General features: G+C 70.4%; 11 protein-coding genes. 5 read left to right on the top strand and 6 right to left on the bottom strand.

The genetic code is table 11. The features are described from left to right. Positions 1-117 precede the first annotated feature (117 nt). Both ACWCPY_RS01010 and ACWCPY_RS01005 read right to left on the bottom strand, forming a co-directional pair. A complete protein-coding gene (locus tag ACWCPY_RS01010) occupies positions 118-1,368 on the bottom strand; it encodes a LolA family protein (RefSeq protein ID WP_451262199.1) in 1,251 nt (416 codons plus the stop codon). 217 nt (positions 1,369-1,585) lie between these two features. Then, positions 1,586-2,596 (bottom strand): polyprenyl synthetase family protein, encoded by a 1,011-nt coding sequence (locus ACWCPY_RS01005; protein WP_451262198.1) that lies wholly within the window; start codon positions 2,594-2,596, stop codon positions 1,586-1,588. A 156-nt stretch (positions 2,597-2,752) separates the two neighbouring features. On the opposite strand from ACWCPY_RS01005, the gene ACWCPY_RS01000 reads away from it, so the two are divergent. The 5 genes from ACWCPY_RS01000 (at position 2,753) to ACWCPY_RS00980 (ending at position 9,040) form a co-directional block, all read left to right on the top strand. Next, the gene (locus ACWCPY_RS01000; protein ID WP_451262197.1) at positions 2,753-4,252 is read left to right on the top strand and encodes a peptide MFS transporter; all 1,500 of its coding nucleotides are present in this window, start codon (positions 2,753-2,755) and stop codon (positions 4,250-4,252) included. Between the two features lie 9 nt (positions 4,253-4,261). Beyond that, positions 4,262-6,256, top strand: a complete 1,995-nt coding sequence (locus tag ACWCPY_RS00995; RefSeq protein WP_451262196.1) for a CocE/NonD family hydrolase — start codon at positions 4,262-4,264, stop codon at positions 6,254-6,256. 140 nt (positions 6,257-6,396) lie between these two features. Further along, entirely contained in the window at positions 6,397-7,626 is a 1,230-nt protein-coding gene (gene fahA / locus ACWCPY_RS00990) for a fumarylacetoacetase (RefSeq protein ID WP_451262195.1), read from the top strand. Next, positions 7,623-8,309 carry a GOLPH3/VPS74 family protein gene (locus ACWCPY_RS00985; protein ID WP_451262194.1) on the top strand — a complete coding sequence of 229 codons (687 nt, stop codon included), beginning with the start codon at positions 7,623-7,625 and terminating at the stop codon, positions 8,307-8,309. Before fahA ends, ACWCPY_RS00985 begins: the two co-directional genes overlap by 4 nt. Before the next feature lie 122 nt (positions 8,310-8,431). Beyond that, the gene (locus ACWCPY_RS00980) at positions 8,432-9,040 is read left to right on the top strand and encodes a Uma2 family endonuclease (protein ID WP_451262193.1); all 609 of its coding nucleotides are present in this window, start codon (positions 8,432-8,434) and stop codon (positions 9,038-9,040) included. 31 nt (positions 9,041-9,071) lie between these two features. Here the strand turns inward: ACWCPY_RS00980 and recQ are convergent, their stop codons facing one another. The 4 genes from recQ to nuoL form a co-directional block, all read right to left on the bottom strand. Beyond that, a complete protein-coding gene (gene recQ, locus ACWCPY_RS00975) occupies positions 9,072-11,057 on the bottom strand; it encodes a DNA helicase RecQ (RefSeq protein ID WP_451262192.1) in 1,986 nt (661 codons plus the stop codon). Between the two features lie 141 nt (positions 11,058-11,198). Further along, entirely contained in the window at positions 11,199-12,863 is a 1,665-nt protein-coding gene (nuoN, locus tag ACWCPY_RS00970) for an NADH-quinone oxidoreductase subunit NuoN (protein WP_451262191.1), read from the bottom strand. After that, on the bottom strand, positions 12,860-14,431 hold the full coding sequence (locus ACWCPY_RS00965; protein ID WP_451262190.1) for an NADH-quinone oxidoreductase subunit M: 1,572 nt from the start codon (positions 14,429-14,431) through the stop codon (positions 12,860-12,862). Before ACWCPY_RS00965 ends, nuoN begins: the two co-directional genes overlap by 4 nt. 5 nt (positions 14,432-14,436) lie before the next feature. Next, the gene (nuoL, locus tag ACWCPY_RS00960; protein WP_451262189.1) at positions 14,437-16,332 is read right to left on the bottom strand and encodes an NADH-quinone oxidoreductase subunit L; all 1,896 of its coding nucleotides are present in this window, start codon (positions 16,330-16,332) and stop codon (positions 14,437-14,439) included. Positions 16,333-16,342: the final 10 nt, after the last annotated feature.

Genomic DNA, 16,342 nt, shown 5'->3' with positions numbered 1-16,342 from the left:
CTCCCCATGGGTCGGCCAGGGCCTGTCCGCCGGACGGGCCCCAGGGCGGACCGCCCCGCCGTACGGAGCGTACGGCGGGGCGGGTGAGCGGTGCGGGAAGCGCGGCGCGCCCCGGCGTCAGGAGGCGTTGTTCGCCGCCCGGACCAGCGCGTCCTTGGTGACCGCGCCGACGTACACCTTGCCGTCGTCCGTCATCAGGGCGTTGACCAGGCGGGTCTTGAAGACCGTGCCCGAGCCGAACTTGCCGGTGACCTTGTCGCCCAGCGCGTCCAGGAACTGCTGCGCCTCGGCCGGGACGTCGCCCGATGCCTTCGAGGGGAGGCCGGTGCCACCCGGGGTCGTGATCTCGGCGATGGCGTTCCAGCCCTCGCCTATGACCTTGGTGTCCTTGCCGTCCTGGCCGCCGGCGCCCAGTTCTCCGGCGCCCGGGATCAGGCCGTCGAGGCCCTTGTCGTTCTTGTGCTGCGCCTTCGCGTCGTCGGCCTCGGTCACCTCGGTGCCCTTGGGCGGGGTGAAGGTGAACGAGGAGGCGTCCGGCTTCGAGAAGTCGACCTTGGTGAAGCCGGCGTCGACGACGGCCTTGCCGCCGCTGCTGGCAAGCAGCGTGAACTTCAGCGGCACACCGTTCTCCGCGTCGACCGCGACCGTGACCGAACCGATCGTGGAGCCGCTCTGCTTCGGCTTGACGACCAGCTTGTACGCGTCGCGTCCGGCGACCTGCGCGGTGCCGTCGACCGTCACCGACGTGGTGGGCCCGGCGGCCTTCAGCACCTGCTCGGCAAGGGCCTTCGGGGTGGTGGGCACACCCTCGGGAACGGCGTGCCCGGACTTCTTCCCGGCCTCCTTGCTGGCCCGGTCCTCGGTGGCGTGGTAGGCCTGGTCGGACTTGCTGTCGTACGCCCAGACCTGATCGCCGTTGCGGATCAGGCTGTACTCGGACGCGTCGTCCAGGATCGACAGCCGCTGCTTGTCGGGGCCGTCGGCGGCCACCCGGAGGGTGTGCGTGCCGGAGGCCAGCTCCGTCATCCGCTCCTGCGGGTCGGCGCTCGAACCGCCCTTGCCGCCCGCGCCGCCCTGGGTGAAGGACTCGGCCAGGCCGCCGAGCGACGGGAGGCCGAAGTCCGTGCTGATCTTCACCGTGCCGGAGAGCTGCTCGGTGTCCGAAGCGGCGATCTTCTCGATGAGTTCCTGTGCGCTGATCTTCGGCAGATCGGGGTCGCCGGAGCTCGCGAGCGCCGGGACGAGCCCGATCGTCGCGGCCGCGACTCCCGCGACCGCGACCGGGACGATGTAGCGCGCCGCCTTGCGGCGGCCCGCGGCGGTGCCCCTGGTCACGCCGTCGGTCCCTGCGCTGTCGTTCGGTGCCATGTGTGCCCTACCTCCGTGGTCGGCGGCTTCCGTCCGGTTGCACTCGTCCACTCCGTGCCGCCATTCTCACCCGGTTTGGTCAGGAGTGGTTGTTCTCCATCTGACCAAACCGGGGGCACGAAGGCGTCAGCCCCCGGGATCAACTCCGCGTACCTCTTCGGTATGACACCGCACGGCGTTCGCGCCCCCGTCCAGTAGGGGACGCCACGGGGAAGGCTCAGCCCGCGCGGTGCACCACCGCGTCGCACAACTCCCGCAGCGCGGCCTTCGCGTACCCCTCGGGCAGCGGCGTCAGCGTGGCGCGCGCCTCCTCCGCGTACCGGACGGTGTCCCGCCTGGCCTGCTCCAGCGCCGGGTGGGCGCGCAGCCTGCGCAGCGCCTCGGCGTGCCGGGCGTCGTCGCTGAGGTCGCCGTCGAGCAGCTCGACGAGCGCCAGGTCGTCCGGCTTCCCGTCGGCCTCCGCCTGCGCCCGCAGGTGGAGCACGGGGAGCGTGGGGATGCCCTCGCGCAGATCGGTGCCCGGGGTCTTGCCGGACTCGTGGGAGTCGGACGCGATGTCGAGCACGTCGTCGGCGAGCTGGAAGGCGACGCCGAGCCGCTCCCCGTACTGGGTGAGGATGTCGACCGCCGACTCGTCCGCGCCGGCCATCATCGCGCCGAACCGGCAGGCCACCGCGATCAGCGAGCCGGTCTTGCCGCGCATCACTTCGAGGTAGTGCTCGACCGGGTCGCGGCCGTCGCCCGGCCCCGCGGTCTCCAGGATCTGGCCGGTGACCAGGCGCTCGAACGCCTCCGCCTGGATGCGTACGGCCTCCGGGCCGAGGTCGGCCAGTATGTGCGAGGCGCGGGCGAAGAGGAAGTCACCGGTCAGCACGGCCACCGAGTTGCCCCAGCGGCTGTTGGCGCTGTCCACGCCGCGGCGCACGTCCGCCTCGTCCATCACGTCGTCGTGGTAGAGCGTCGCGAGGTGCGTCAGCTCGACGACGACGGCCGCGGGCACCACGCCCGGCGCGTCCGGGTCGCCGAACCGGGCGGCCAGCATCGCCAGCAGCGGCCGGAAACGCTTGCCCCCTGCGCGTACGAGATGCTGCGCGGCCTCCGTGATGAAGGGCACGCCGCTCTTGGTGGCATCGAGCAGCCCGGACTCGACAGCAGCCAACCCGGCCTGGACATCGGCCTCAAGTGCCTGGTCCCGCACGCTCAGCCCGAACGGCCCGACGACGGTCACGAGGGGATCTCCTGTCTGCTGACGATCACACGGAATGTCGATGTGTCGCTGTCCTCACTCAAGTCAGCGTATCCGGTCCCCTTTGGATCACCGTGGGCGCCTTCCCGCCACCGCCGGTATGTTCGGGATCAGCTCATACGATCAGGAGTTCTCCCTTTGTCCCACACGGCCACCGACACCGAACCGAGTCAGCCGCCGCCCGAAGACGACCATGCATTTTTCGGCCAGCCACGAGGGCTGATGACCCTGTCCGGCCTGGAGGTCTGGGAACGCTTCTCGTTCCTGGGCATGCAGGCGATCCTGGTCCTCTACTTCGCGGACACGGTCGCCCGCGGCGGGATGGGCATGGAAGCGGGCACCGCGGCATCGGTCTCGGCCGCCTACGGCACCCTCGTCTACCTGGTCTCCGTCGCCGGCGGCTGGCTGGCCGACCGGATCCTCGGCTCGTACCGCGCCGTCCTGTACGGCGGAATCCTCATCGCCTGCGGGCATTACGCCATGGCGGTGCCCACCGACACCATGACCTGGGTCGGCCTCGGTCTGATCAGCGCCGGGACCGGTCTGCTCAAGCCGAATGTGGCGACCATGGTCGGCAAGCTCTACCGCACCGCCGACGAGCGCCGCGACGCCGGCTTCGCGCTCTACTACATGGGCATCAACATCGGGGCGTTCCTCGGCCCGCTGGTCACCGGCTGGCTCGGGGACCACGCGAGCTGGCACTGGGGCTTCTCGGCCGCGGCCTTCGGCATGACCCTCGGTCTGATCCAGTACGTGCTGGGCCGGCGTCACCTGGCCGGGCGAAAGCACAGCGCCGAATTCGCGCTGGCACCGGCACCCATGCGCCGCGCCGTTCGGCTGATCGTGGCCGGCGCCGTCGTGGTCGCCGCGGTCGCCACCGCGCTCGCCCTGGCCGGCTGGCTGACCATGAACCGCTTCGTCGACCTGCTCACCCTGATCTCGGTGATCGCACCGGTCGTCTACTTCGTGGTGATGTTCCGCAGCCCCCGGGTCACCCCGGAGGAACGCGGCAGGCTGCGCCCGTACGTGGTGCTGTTCCTGGCCTCCGTGGTCTTCAACTTCATCCTGTTCCAGGCGTACTCGACGATGATGCTGCTCGCGTCGACCAACGCCCGTACCGAGATCTTCGGCTTCCACTTCCCGGCGAGCTGGTACGCCTCCGCGCTCGGCGCCTTCGAGGTCGCGCTCGCCCCGGTGGTCGCGACCGTCTGGGCCCGGATGGGACCGCGTCAGCCGCACGCCTCCAACAAGATCGCGATCGGGGTGATCCTCGGCGGACTGTCCTTCCTGCTGATGGTGCTGCCGACGTCCGGGCACTCCGGCGACACCTACAAGATGGCCGCCTGGTGGATCGTCGGCTCGTACCTGCTGCTCGGCCTCGGCGACATCCTGCTGGAGACCTCCGGCATGTCCGCGACCACCAAGCTCGCCCCCAAGGCGTTCGCCAGCCAGACGATGGCGCTCTGGTTCCTCTCACTGGCCCTCGCCAACGGCATCCAGGCACAGGTCGTGAAGCTGTACGGCGAGGTCTCCAACCCCGCCTACTTCGGTGTCAATGGCGCGATCGCGGTGGTGGCCGGTGTGGCCGTGATCGCCGCCGCACCCTGGCTCAAACGCACCATGCACCCCGTCCACTGAGGTACCACCATGCACATCCGCACCACATTCCCGTACGAGACCACCCATGAGGACGTCCGCATTCCGCTGCCGGACGGCACCCGGCTCTACGCCCGGATCTGGCGGCCCGTCACCGACGAACCGGTGCCCGCCCTGCTCGAATACCTGCCCTACCGGCTGAGCGACTGGACGGCGCCGCGGGACTGGCAGCGCCACCCCTGGTACGCGGGCCACGGCTACGCCTCCGTCCGGGTGGACGTACGCGGACACGGCAACAGCGAGGGGCTGCCGGGCGACGAGTACGACGCGACGGAGCTGGCCGACGGCGTCGCCGTCATCCACTGGCTGGCCGAGCAGCCGTGGTGCTCCGGCCGGGTCGGCATGTTCGGCATCTCCTGGGGCGGCTTCAACTCGCTCCAGATCGCCGCGCTGGCCCCCGAGCCGCTGAAGGCGATCGTCACCGTCTGCTCGACCGACGACCGCTACGACAACGACGTCCACTACATGGGCGGCTCGGTCCTCGCCGTCGACATGCACGCCTGGGCGGCGACCATGCTGGCCTTCGTCTCCCGGCCGCCGGACCCGGCGCAGGTCGGCGAGGGCTGGAAGGACATGTGGCTCGAACGGCTGGAGAAGGTCGAGCCGTTCATCCACACCTGGCTGGCGCACCAGACCCGCGACGACTACTGGAAGCACGGCAGCGTCTGCGAGGACTACTCCGCGATCCGGGCGAAGGTCCTCGCGGTGGGCGGCTGGCACGACCCGTACCGCGACACCGTCCTGCGGCTCGTCGAGCACCTGCCGTCGGACCGGGTCCGCGGGCTGATCGGGCCGTGGTCGCACCAGTACCCGGACCGCGGGCTTCCGCCGGGGCCGTCGATCGGCTTCCTCCAGGAGACGCTGCGCTGGTGGGACCAGCACCTGAAGGACAAGGACACCGGCGTCATGTCCGAGCCGCTGCTGCGGTCCTGGATCAGTGCGTCGCACCGCCCCGCCACGGTGTACGAGACGCTGCCCGGCCGCTGGACCGGCGAGCACAGCTGGCCGTCCCCGAACGTCACACCGGTCGCGTACGCCCTCGGGGGCGGCCCGCAGATCGTCGACTCGCCGCAGCAGACGGGGCTGGACGCCGGGCGGTTCTTCCCGTTCGGCAACGACGCCGACCTGCCGCCCGACCAGCGCGACGAGGACGCCAAGTCGGTCTGCTTCGAATTCCCGGTCGAGAACGCCCCGATCGAGATCCTCGGCCGCCCCCGGGTGAAGCTGCGGATCCGGATGGACGTGCCGCGCGGCCAGGCGATCGCCCGGCTCTGCGACGTCGCGCCGGACGGCTCCTCCACCCTGGTCACCCGGGGGGCGCTCAACCTCTCCGCCCGGGGTGGCCGCGACCGCGCGGACGACTGGCCGGTGGGCGGCACCGAGGACGTCACCTTCGAGCTGAACGGCATCGGGCACACCTTCCCGCCCGGCCACCGGATCAGGCTCGCGGTCTCCTCCTCGTACTGGCCGTGGATCTGGCCGCAGGCCGGGTCGGTGGGCTTCGTCCTGGACGCCGACGGCAGCCTGGTCGAACTGCCGGTGCGCCGCTCCGTCGAGGAGCCCGCGATCCGGTTCGAGGAGCCGGAGCAGTCGGAGCCGCTCGGCGTCGTGTACCCGGTGACCCTCGACGAACAGCGCCCGGAGCGGCTGGTGGTCCGCGATGTCGCCAAGGGCGAATGGCGGCTGGAGGTCGACCCGCGCTACGGCGGCACCCGGGTCTACCCGGACGGCCTGGAGTTCACCGAGGACGCCCTGGAGACGTACACGGTCCAGGAGAACGACCCGCTCTCCGCACGCACCCGCTCCGACTGGGCGATCCGGCTGCACCGGCCGGAGCTGGCGTGGGACGTACGGATCGAGACACGCTCCGAGATCAGTGCGGACGACAGCGACTTCATCACCTCCGACGAGGTGGTCTGCAAGGAGGGCGGCGAGGTCGTCTTCCACCGCACCTGGGAGAAGCGGATCCCGCGCACGGCGGGCTGAACCGAACCCACCGCCGTGCCCCGCACACCCGGGGCACGGCGGAACCTTCCGGGCATCAGGGGCGGTTGGGACACTCCCGCGAGCGGGTGGCATCGACGTAACGTGTCCCCCAAGCGACCTGGAAAGCGAGGCAGCAACACATGCCCGAGCAGAGCAGCCCGCTCGATCCGACCGAGGGCGACCCCTTCGGTCCGCACAACCTTCCCTACGGAGTGTTCTCCACCCCCGACCACCCCGAGGACCGCCGGGTCGGCGTCCGCATCGGCAACCACGTACTGGACGCCGGAGCCGCGGCACACGCGCTCGGCTCCCCCTACGCGCAGCTCCTCGCGCAACCGGACCTGACCGCGCTGCTCTCGGCGGGCCGCACCGCGTGGCGCGACGTCCGGCGGGCGCTGACCGCGTGGGTGACGGTCCCGGCGCACCGCGCCGACATCGAACCGCTGCTGCACCCGGTCGACTCCGTGACGCTCCATCTGCCGTACGCGGTCGCGGACTACGTCGACTTCTACGCGAGCGAGAACCACGCCACCAACGTCGGGCAGATCTTCCGGCCGAACGCCGAGGCGCTGACGCCCAACTGGAAGCACCTCCCGATCGGTTACCACGGCCGGTCCGGCACCGTCGTGGTCTCGGGCACGGACGTGGTGCGCCCGTCCGGCCAGCGCAAGGCGCCCACCGACCCGGCGCCGGTCTTCGGCCCCTCCGTGAAGCTGGACATCGAGGCCGAGGTCGGCTTCGTCGTCGGCGTGGGCTCCGAGCAGGGCCGCCCGGTCCCGCTCGCCGGCTTCCGCGACCACGTCTTCGGGCTCTGCCTGCTCAACGACTGGTCGGCACGGGACATCCAGGCCTGGGAGTACGTCCCGCTCGGCCCGTTCCTCGGCAAGTCCTTCGCCACCTCCGTATCGGCCTGGGTGACACCGCTGGAGGCCCTGGAGTCGGCCCGTACCGCTCCCCCGGCCCGCGACTTCCCGCTGCTGCCCTATCTGGAGGACGCCGACGAGGAGGAGGCCGGCGGCCTCGACCTGCGGATCTCCGTCGCGATCAACGGCCACGTGGTGGCCGAGCCGCCGTTCGCCACGATGTACTGGACGGCGGCCCAGATGCTGGCCCAGATGACGGTGAACGGCGCGTCGCTGCGCACCGGCGATCTGTACGGCTCCGGCACGGTCAGCGGCGCCGAACCCGGCCAGCGCGGCTCCCTCCTGGAGCTGACCTGGAACGGCCGCGACCCGCTGGACCTCCCGGACGGCAAGCGCGCCTTCCTGGAGGACGGCGACACGGTGACGATGACCGCCTGGGCCCCGGGCCCGGACGGCACCCGGGTCGGCCTCGGCGAGGTCACCGGACGGATCGTGCCCGCCTCATGACCCCGCCCGCCCCGGAGCTCACGCTCCCCGAGGAACTACTGCTGCTCGCGCTGGACCCGCGGCGCGGCAAGCCGGACTGCTCAGGCCGTTTCCTGGAGTACGGGACGGCGGGCGCGGTCCTGAGGGAACTGGAGCTCCAGGGCCGGGTCACCGGACAGCACGGCAGGATACGAGTGGTGAGCCCGCTCGCTCCCCCGGACCCGCTGCTCGCCCAGGTCCTGGGGAGCCTGTCGGACCCGGGCACGGGCGGGCTCGCGGGCGGCGTCGACACCCGGCGGTGGGTCCGGCGGACCGGCCGTCACGTCCAGGAGCTCTGCCTGGAACACCTGGTGCGCCGCTCCGTCCTGCGCAGGGAGACCCACCGCTTCCTCGGGCTGCTGCCCTACCACCGGCACCCGGCGGCGGACCCGGCCCTGTCGCTCGCCGTCCGCGACCGCTTCGCGGCCGCCGAGGCCGCCGGTTTCCCGGACCCGCGCGGACGGACCCTGGCCGCCCTGGTCTCGGCGGTCGGCCTGGCGGGCGCGGTGGCCCGGGGCGGCCTGCGGGACCGCTGGGCGATGCGCGGCCTGGTGGACGAGGAGTGGACCGCATACGCGGTGTACCGGAACGTCCGCCAGGACCGGGCGAACCGGAACCGAAGAAGCCACATCAGCGGCGGGGGCGGGTCCTCCGGGAGCGACTGATCGGGGCGGGAAAGTCCGCTGGTCGGCAACGTGTGAGGCGTTCACACGTTCGGGGGAGCCATGTCCTGTTCCTGGCGGATACGCTGGAAAGTCCCGCGAGACTCTGCGCCATGGGGGCACTGATGAGCGTCGGACCCGAGGCCCCCGAGCCGCGGTGGGCGGTTCCGCCCGTGGGCGGCTGGACCGCCGATGACCTGGACACACTCCCGAATCTTCCTCCGCACACGGAGCTGATCGACGGGAGCCTCGTCTTCGTCGGTCCGCAGACCCTCTTCCACTCGCGGGCGGTCAGCTTTTTCGCATGGCAGCTACAGTCGCTGGCGCCGAATGACCTTGAAGTCGTGCGCGAGTTCACCATCGACATCGACCGCTACAACCGGCCCGAACCCGATGTGATCGTCGTGGACGGCGAGATCATCCAGGACCCGAACCAGACCCGTTTCCCCGCCGGGTCCGTCCGGCTGGCCATCGAGGTCGTCTCCCCCGAGTCCCTGACCCGGGACCGGGAGACCAAGCCCGTGAAGTACGCGCGGGCGAAGATCCCGCACTACTGGCGGGTGGAGAACCACGACGGCAGGGCGGTGGTCCATGTCTTCGAGCTGGAGCCGTCGACCGGGGCCTACACCTCCACCGGGATCTTCCACGACCGGATGAAGGTCTCCGTACCCTTCCCGGTCGATCTCGACCTCACCGCGATCACCGCGCGCCGCCGGGCTGCGGACCCGCAGTAGGCAGGTCCGCGGCACCGCCCGGCTCCCGTACTCACTCGTACTCGGGCGGCTCCTCGTCCCAGCCGAACTCCGGGTCCGCTTCGGGGGCCGCCGGTGCTGCCGGGGCCGGTGCGGGGACGGCTTCGCGCGCCGGGGTCTCCGCCGTCGGGCCCGCCTCCCCGAACGTCGCGAGCACTTCCAGCACCCCCTCCCCGTACGTCGCCAGCTTCTTCTCGCCCAGGCCGCTGATCCCGCTCAGCGCGGACACCGAGTCCGGTCGCACCGTGGCGATCTCGCGCAGCGTCGCGTCGTGGAAGATGACGTACGCCGGGACGCCCTGCTCCTTGGCCTGGGCACCCCGCCAGGCCCGCAGCGCCTCGAAGACCGGGACGGCCTCGGGGGCCAGCTCGGCGGCGGCCGCCTGCGACTTCGGCTTGCGTTCGGCCTTCGTGGAGCGCGACGCGGGCTTCGGCGCCTCCTTGCGCAGCAGTACCTCGCGCTGCCGGCCGAGCACCGAGCCGCTCTCCTCCGTGAGCACCAGCGTGCCGTACTCGCCCTCGACGGCGAGCAGCCCCTGGGCGAGCAACTGCCGTACGGCTCCGCGCCATTCGGCCTCGGACAGCTCCTCGCCGATGCCGAAGACCGAGAGCTGGTCGTGGTCGAACTGGATGACCTTGGCGGTCCTGCGGCCGAGCAGGATGTCGATGATCTGGCCCGCGCCGAACTTCTGCCCACGCTCCCGCTTCAGCCGCACCACGGTCGACAGCAGCTTCTGCGCGGCCACCGTGCCGTCCCAGCTCTCGGGCGGGGTGAGGCAGGTGTCGCAGTTGCCGCAGTCCGCGGTGGTGGGCTCCTGGCCGAAGTACGTCAGCAGCTGGGCGCGGCGGCACCGGACCGTCTCGCACAGGGCCAGCATCGAGTCCAGGTGGGAGGCCGCGCGGCGGCGGAAGGCCTCGTCGCCCTCGCCGCCCTGGATGAGCTTGCGCTGCTGGACGACGTCCTGGAGGCCGTACGCCATCCAGGCCGTGGACGGCTGTCCGTCACGGCCGGCGCGGCCGGTCTCCTGGTAGTAGCCCTCGACGGATTTCGGCAGGTCGAGGTGGGCGACGAAGCGGACGTCGGGCTTGTCGATGCCCATGCCGAAGGCGATGGTCGCGACGACGACCAGCCCCTCCTCGCGCAGGAACCGGGACTGGTGGACGGCGCGCGTGCCCGCGTCGAGCCCCGCGTGGTACGGGACGGCCTCGATGCCGTTGCGGCAGAGGTACTCGGCGGTCTTCTCCGTCGAGTTGCGCGAGAGGCAGTAGACGATGCCCGCGTCCCCGGCGTGCTCCTCCTTGAGGAAGGAGAGCAGCTGCTTCTTCGGGTCGGCCTTCGGCACGATCCGGTACTGGATGTTGGGCCGGTCGAAGCTGGCGACGAAGTGCTTGGCGTCGGGCATGCCCAGACGCTGGGTGATCTCCTGGTGCGTGGCGTCGGTCGCGGTCGCCGTCAGGGCGATGCGCGGTACGTCGGGCCAGCGCTCGCCGAGGACGGAGAGGGTCAGATAGTCCGGGCGGAAGTCGTGACCCCACTGGGCCACACAGTGCGCCTCGTCGATCGCGAAGACGGAGATCTCCCCGCGCGAGAGCAGCGCGAGCGTGGAGTCCAGCCGGAGCCGCTCCGGGGCCAGGTAGAGCAGATCGAGCTCACCGGCGAGGAACTGGGCCTCCATCGAGCGGCGCTCGTCGAAGTCCTGCGTGGAGTTGACGAAGCCGGCCCGGACCCCGAGCGCCCGCAGCGCGTCCACCTGGTCCTGCATGAGGGCGATCAGGGGGGAGATGACGATGCCCGTGCCCGCTCTGACCAGGGCCGGGATCTGGTAGCAGAGGGACTTGCCGCCACCGGTCGGCATGAGCACGACGGCGTCGCCGCCGGCCACCACATGGTCGACGATCGCTTCCTGCTCGCCGCGGAACGCCTCGTATCCGAACACCTTGTGCAGCGTCCGCCGCGCGTCGCTCTCGGTCACATCCATGGTCCCGCCCGTCGTGCCCATCGCTCTTTCCCCCGGGTCCGTCCCGCTTTTTCGTCCGTGGTGCCGCCGTCCCCTGCCACGATAGGCGCCGCATACGACAACGCCGGACGGGCTTGACTTCTCAAGCCCGTCCGGCGGGGTCCCAGCTGTGTGGCGTGTGCGCTACCTCACGAACACTCCGGCCTGGCTCGCCAGGTCCAGGAAGTACTGCGGGGCCAGGCCCAGCACCAGCGTGACCGCGACACCGACCGCGATCGTCGTCATCGTCAGCGGGGACGGGACGGCGACCGTGGGGCCGTCCGCCTTCGGCTCGCTGAAGAACATCAGCACGATGACCCGGATGTAGAAGAACGCGGCGATCGCCGAGGAGATCACACCGACCACGACCAGTCCGCCCGCGCCGCCGTCCGCCGCGGCCTTGAAGACCGCGAACTTCCCGGAGAAGCCGGAGGTGAGCGGGATACCGGCGAAGGCCAGCAGGAACACCGCGAAGACCGCGGCGACCAGCGGCGAGCGCCGGCCGAGCCCGGCCCACTTCGACAGGTGCGTGGCCTCGCCGCCCGCGTCGCGCACCAGGGTGACGACGGCGAACGCGCCGACCGTCACGAAGGAGTACGCGCCCAGGTAGAAGAGGACCGACGAGATGCCGTCCGGGGTCGTCGCGATCACACCGGCGAGGATGAATCCGGCGTGGGCGATCGAGGAGTAGGCCAGCAGCCGCTTGATGTCGGTCTGGGTGATGGCGACGATCGCACCGCCCAGCATCGTGATGATCGCGACGGCCCACATGACCGGTCGCCAGTCCCAGGCGAGGCCCGGCAGCACCACGTACAGCAGGCGCAGCAGCGCGCCGAACGCGGCGACCTTGGTGGCCGCGGCCATGAAGCCGGTGACCGGGGTCGGGGCGCCCTGGTAGACGTCCGGGGTCCACATGTGGAACGGGACGGCGCCGACCTTGAAGAGCAGGCCGGTCAGGATCATCGCGCCGCCGATCAGCAGCAGCGCGTCGTTGCCCATGGTGTCGGCGAGTGCCGGGTCGATCTGGGTGACGGAGCCGTCGACCACGTTCGCGATCGCCGCGTACGAGACGGAGCCCGCGTACCCGTAGAGCAGGGCGATCCCGAAGAGCAGGAACGCCGAGGAGAAGGCGCCGAGCAGGAAGTACTTCACCGCGGCCTCCTGCGACATCAGCCGCTTGCGGCGGGCGACGGCGCACAGGAGGTAGAGCGGGAGGGAGAAGACCTCCAGGGCCACGAAGAGCGTCAGCAGATCGTTGGCCGCGGGGAAGACGAGCATGCCGGCCACCGAGAAGAGGACCAGCGGGAAGACCTCGGTGGTGGTGAATCCGGCCTTGACCGCCGCCTTCTCGCTGTCGCTGCCGGGGACCGAGGCGGCCTGGGCGGCGAAGGAGTCCACGTGGTTGCCGTGCGAGGCGGGGTCGAGCCGCCGCTCGGCGAAGGTGAAGACGGCGACCAGCGAGGTCAGCAGGATGGTTCCTTGCAGGAACAGCGTCGGCCCGTCGATCGCGATGGCGCCCATCGCGGCGATGTGCGCCTTCGTCGTTCCGTATCCGCCGGCCGCCAGTCCGACGACCGCGGCGAACGCGGCGGCGAGGGCGACGACCGTGAGGAAGACCTGCGTGTAATAACGGGCCCGGCGCGGCACGAAGGCCTCGACGAGTACGCCCACGACGGCGACACCGATCACGATGAGGACCGGGGCCAGCTGGGTGTACTCGATGACCGGCGCCTTGAACTTCTCGACCGGGGCGGCCGATGTCACCCCGCCCGCCGTTGTCCACAAGCTGTGGACAGCTGTTGCGCTCACTTGGCGGCCTCCACCTCAGGCTGGGGGTCCTTCTTCTGGACGTCCGACATGGTGTGCTGCACCGCCGGGTTGACGATCTCCGTCAGCGGCTTCGGATAGACACCCAGGAAGAGCAGCAGCGCGATCAGCGGGAGGACCACCACCAGCTCCCGGACCTTGAGGTCCGCCATGCCCTGGACCTCGGCCTTCACCGGGCCGGTCATCGTCCGCTGGTAGAGGACGAGGACGTAGAGCGCGGCGAGCACGATGCCGGTCGTGGCGATGATGCCCGCCGCCGGATACGCGCTGAACGTGCCGACCAGGACCAGGAACTCACTGACGAACGGAGCGAGTCCGGGCAGCGACAGGGTGGCCAGACCTCCGATCAGGAAGGTGCCGGCCAGAACCGGCGCCACCTTCTGCACCCCGCCGTAGTCGGCGATGAGCCGCGAACCGCGCCGGGTGATCAGGAAGCCCGCCACCAGCATCAGCGCGGCGGTCGAGATGCCGTGGTTGACCATGTAGAGCGTGGCGCCGGACTGGCCCTGGCTGGTCATCGCGAAGATGCCCAGGATGATGAAGCCGAAGTGCGAGATCGACGCGTAGGCGATCAGGCGCTTGATGTCGCGCTGGCCGACGGCGAGCAGCGCCCCGTACACGATGCTGATCAGCGCCAGGACGACGATCACCGGCGTCGCCCACTTGCTGGCCTCCGGGAAGAGCTGGAGGCAGAAGCGGAGCATCGCGAACGTGCCGACCTTGTCGACGACCGCGGTGATCAGGACGGCGACCGGGGAGGTCGCCTCGCCCATCGCGTTGGGCAGCCAGGTGTGCAGCGGCCACAGCGGGGCCTTCACCGCGAAGGCGAAGAAGAACCCGAGGAAGAGCCAGCGCTCCGTGCCGGTCGCCATGGAGAGCGAGCCGTTCGCGCGGGCCTCGGCGATCTCGGAGAGCGAGAACGTCCCCGCGACGACGTAGAGCCCGATCACGGCGGCCAGCATGATGAGCCCGCCGACCAGGTTGTAGAGCAGGAACTTGACGGCGGCGTACGAGCGTTGCGCCGCCGCGTTCTCGTCGCTGCCGGTGTGGGCCCGGTCCCCGAAGCCGCCGATGAGGAAGTACATCGGGATGAGCATGGCTTCGAAGAGGATGTAGAAGAGGAAGACGTCGGTGGCCTCGAAGGAGAGGATCACCATCGCTTCGACCATCAGGATCAGGGCGAAGAAGCCCTGGGTCGGGCGCCAGCGGGAGGACTTCGTCTCCAGGGGGTCGGCGTCGTGCCAGCCGGCCAGGATGACGAAGGGGATCAGCAGGGCGGTGAGCGCCATGAGCGCCACCCCGATGCCGTCCACGCCCAGTTCGTACCGGACGCCGAAGTCCTTGATCCAGGCGTGCGATTCGGTGAGCTGGTAGCGGTCGCCACCGGGCTCGAAGCGGGCGAGCGCGATGCCCGCCAGTACGAGTGTGGCCAGCGAGAAGGCCAGCGCCAGCCATTTGGCGGTGGTGCGCCGGGCGGCCGGGACGGCGGCGGTGGCGACCGCGCCGATCGCGGGGAGCGCCGCCGTCGCTGTCAGGAGGGGAAAGGACATGGTGATCAGACCGCCCTCATCAGCAGGGTCGCGGCGATGAGAACCGCCGTACCGCCGAACATCGAGACCGCGTAGGAGCGGGCGTAGCCGTTCTGCAGCTTGCGCAGCCGGCCGGAGAGCCCGCCCATCGTGGCCGCCGTGCCGTTGACGACGCCGTCGACCAGGGTGTGGTCGACGTACACCAGGGAGCGGGTGAGGTGCTCGCCGCCGCGGACCAGGACCACATGGTTGAAGTCGTCCTGGAGGAGGTCGCGGCGGGCGGCCCGGGTGAGCAGCGAGCCGCGCGGGGCGACGACCGGAACGGGCTTGCGTCCGTACATGGCCCAGGCGATGGCGACGCCGATGACGAGGACCACCATGGTGGCGGCGGTGACCGTCGTGGCGCTGACCGGCGCGTGTCCGTGGCTGTGGCCGGTGACCGGCTCCAGCCAGTTCAGGAAGCGGTCGCCGATGGAGAAGAAGCCTCCGGCGAAGACCGAACCGAACGCGAGGACGATCATGGGGATGGTCATCGACTTCGGGGACTCGTGCGGATGCGGCTCGTTGCCCTCGGCGTCGGGCTGCCAGCGCTTCTCGCCGAAGAACGTCAGCAGCATCACGCGCGTCATGTAGAACGCGGTGATCGCGGCGCCCAGCAGGGCCACCGAGCCGAGGATCCAGCCCTCGGTGCCGCCCTTGGCGAAGGCCGCCTCGATGATCTTGTCCTTGGAGAAGAAGCCGGACAGACCGGGGAAGCCGATGATCGCGAGGTAGCCGAGGCCGAAGGTGATGAAGGTGACCGGCATGTACTTCCGCAGGCCGCCGAACTTCCGCATGTCGACCTCGTCGTTCATGCCGTGCATGACCGAACCGGCGCCGAGGAAGAGCCCGGCCTTGAAGAAGCCGTGCGTCACCAGGTGCATGATCGCGAAGACGTAGCCGATCGGGCCGAGCCCGGCGGCCAGGATCATGTAGCCGATCTGCGACATTGTCGACCCGGCGAGGGCCTTCTTGATGTCGTCCTTCGCGCAACCGACGATCGCACCGAAGAGCAGCGTGACCGCTCCGACGACCACGACGACCAGCTGCGCGTCCGGCGCGGCGTTGAAGATCGCGCCGGACCTGACGATGAGGTACACACCCGCGGTCACCATGGTCGCGGCGTGGATGAGGGCCGAGACCGGGGTCGGGCCCTCCATCGCGTCACCGAGCCAGGACTGCAGCGGCACCTGGGCCGACTTGCCGCAGGCCGCGAGCAGCAGCATCAGGCCGATCGCCGTCAGCTTGCCCTCGCTCGTCTGGCCCGTCGCCCCGAGGACCGGGCCGAAGGCGAAGGTGCCGAAGGTGGTGAACATCAGCATGATCGCGATCGACAGGCCCATGTCGCCGACCCGGTTGACCAGGAACGCCTTCTTGGCGGCCGTGGCCGCGCTGGGCTTGTGCTGCCAGAAACCGATGAGCAGGTACGACGCCAGACCGACGCCCTCCCACCCGACGTACAGCAGCAGGTAGTTGTCGGCGATGACCAGGATCAGCATCGCCGCGAGGAACAGGTTCAGATAGCCGAAGAAGCGGCGCCGGCGCTCGTCGTGCTCCATGTAGCCGATCGAGTAGATGTGGATCAGGGTGCCCACACCGGTGATCAGCAGCACGAACGTCATCGACAGCTGGTCGAGCTGGAAGGCCACATCGGCCTGGAAGCCCTCGACCGGAATCCAGCTGAACAGCTTCTGGTGCAGTGCCCGGTCCTCCGCGCCCTTCCCCAGCATGTCGAGGAAGAGCACCACACCGATGACGAACGACGCAGCGGCGAGCAGGGTGCCGAGCCAGTGTCCGGCCCGGTCCAGCCGCCGGCCGCCGCAGAGCAGGACCGCCGCTCCGAGCAGAGGCGCCGCGACGAGCAGCGCGATCAGGTTCTCCACGATTCAACGT

This window comes from Streptomyces sp. NPDC002403, from assembly GCF_053593015.1.
The sequence above is the reverse complement of the archived record's forward strand: the minus strand, read 5'-3'. Positions and strand labels throughout refer to the sequence as shown.

Coding starts and splice junctions, on each gene's coding strand:
- ACWCPY_RS01010 (WP_451262199.1), bottom strand. CDS start 1,368: ATGGCACCGAACGACAGCGCAGGGACCGACGGCGTGACCAGGGGCACC.
- ACWCPY_RS00995 (WP_451262196.1), top strand. CDS start 4,262: ATGCACATCCGCACCACATTCCCGTACGAGACCACCCATGAGGACGTC.
- fahA (WP_451262195.1), top strand. CDS start 6,397: ATGCCCGAGCAGAGCAGCCCGCTCGATCCGACCGAGGGCGACCCCTTC.
- ACWCPY_RS00985 (WP_451262194.1), top strand. CDS start 7,623: ATGACCCCGCCCGCCCCGGAGCTCACGCTCCCCGAGGAACTACTGCTG.
- ACWCPY_RS00980 (WP_451262193.1), top strand. CDS start 8,432: ATGAGCGTCGGACCCGAGGCCCCCGAGCCGCGGTGGGCGGTTCCGCCC.
- recQ (WP_451262192.1), bottom strand. CDS start 11,057: ATGGGCACGACGGGCGGGACCATGGATGTGACCGAGAGCGACGCGCGG.
- ACWCPY_RS00965 (WP_451262190.1), bottom strand. CDS start 14,431: ATGTCCTTTCCCCTCCTGACAGCGACGGCGGCGCTCCCCGCGATCGGC.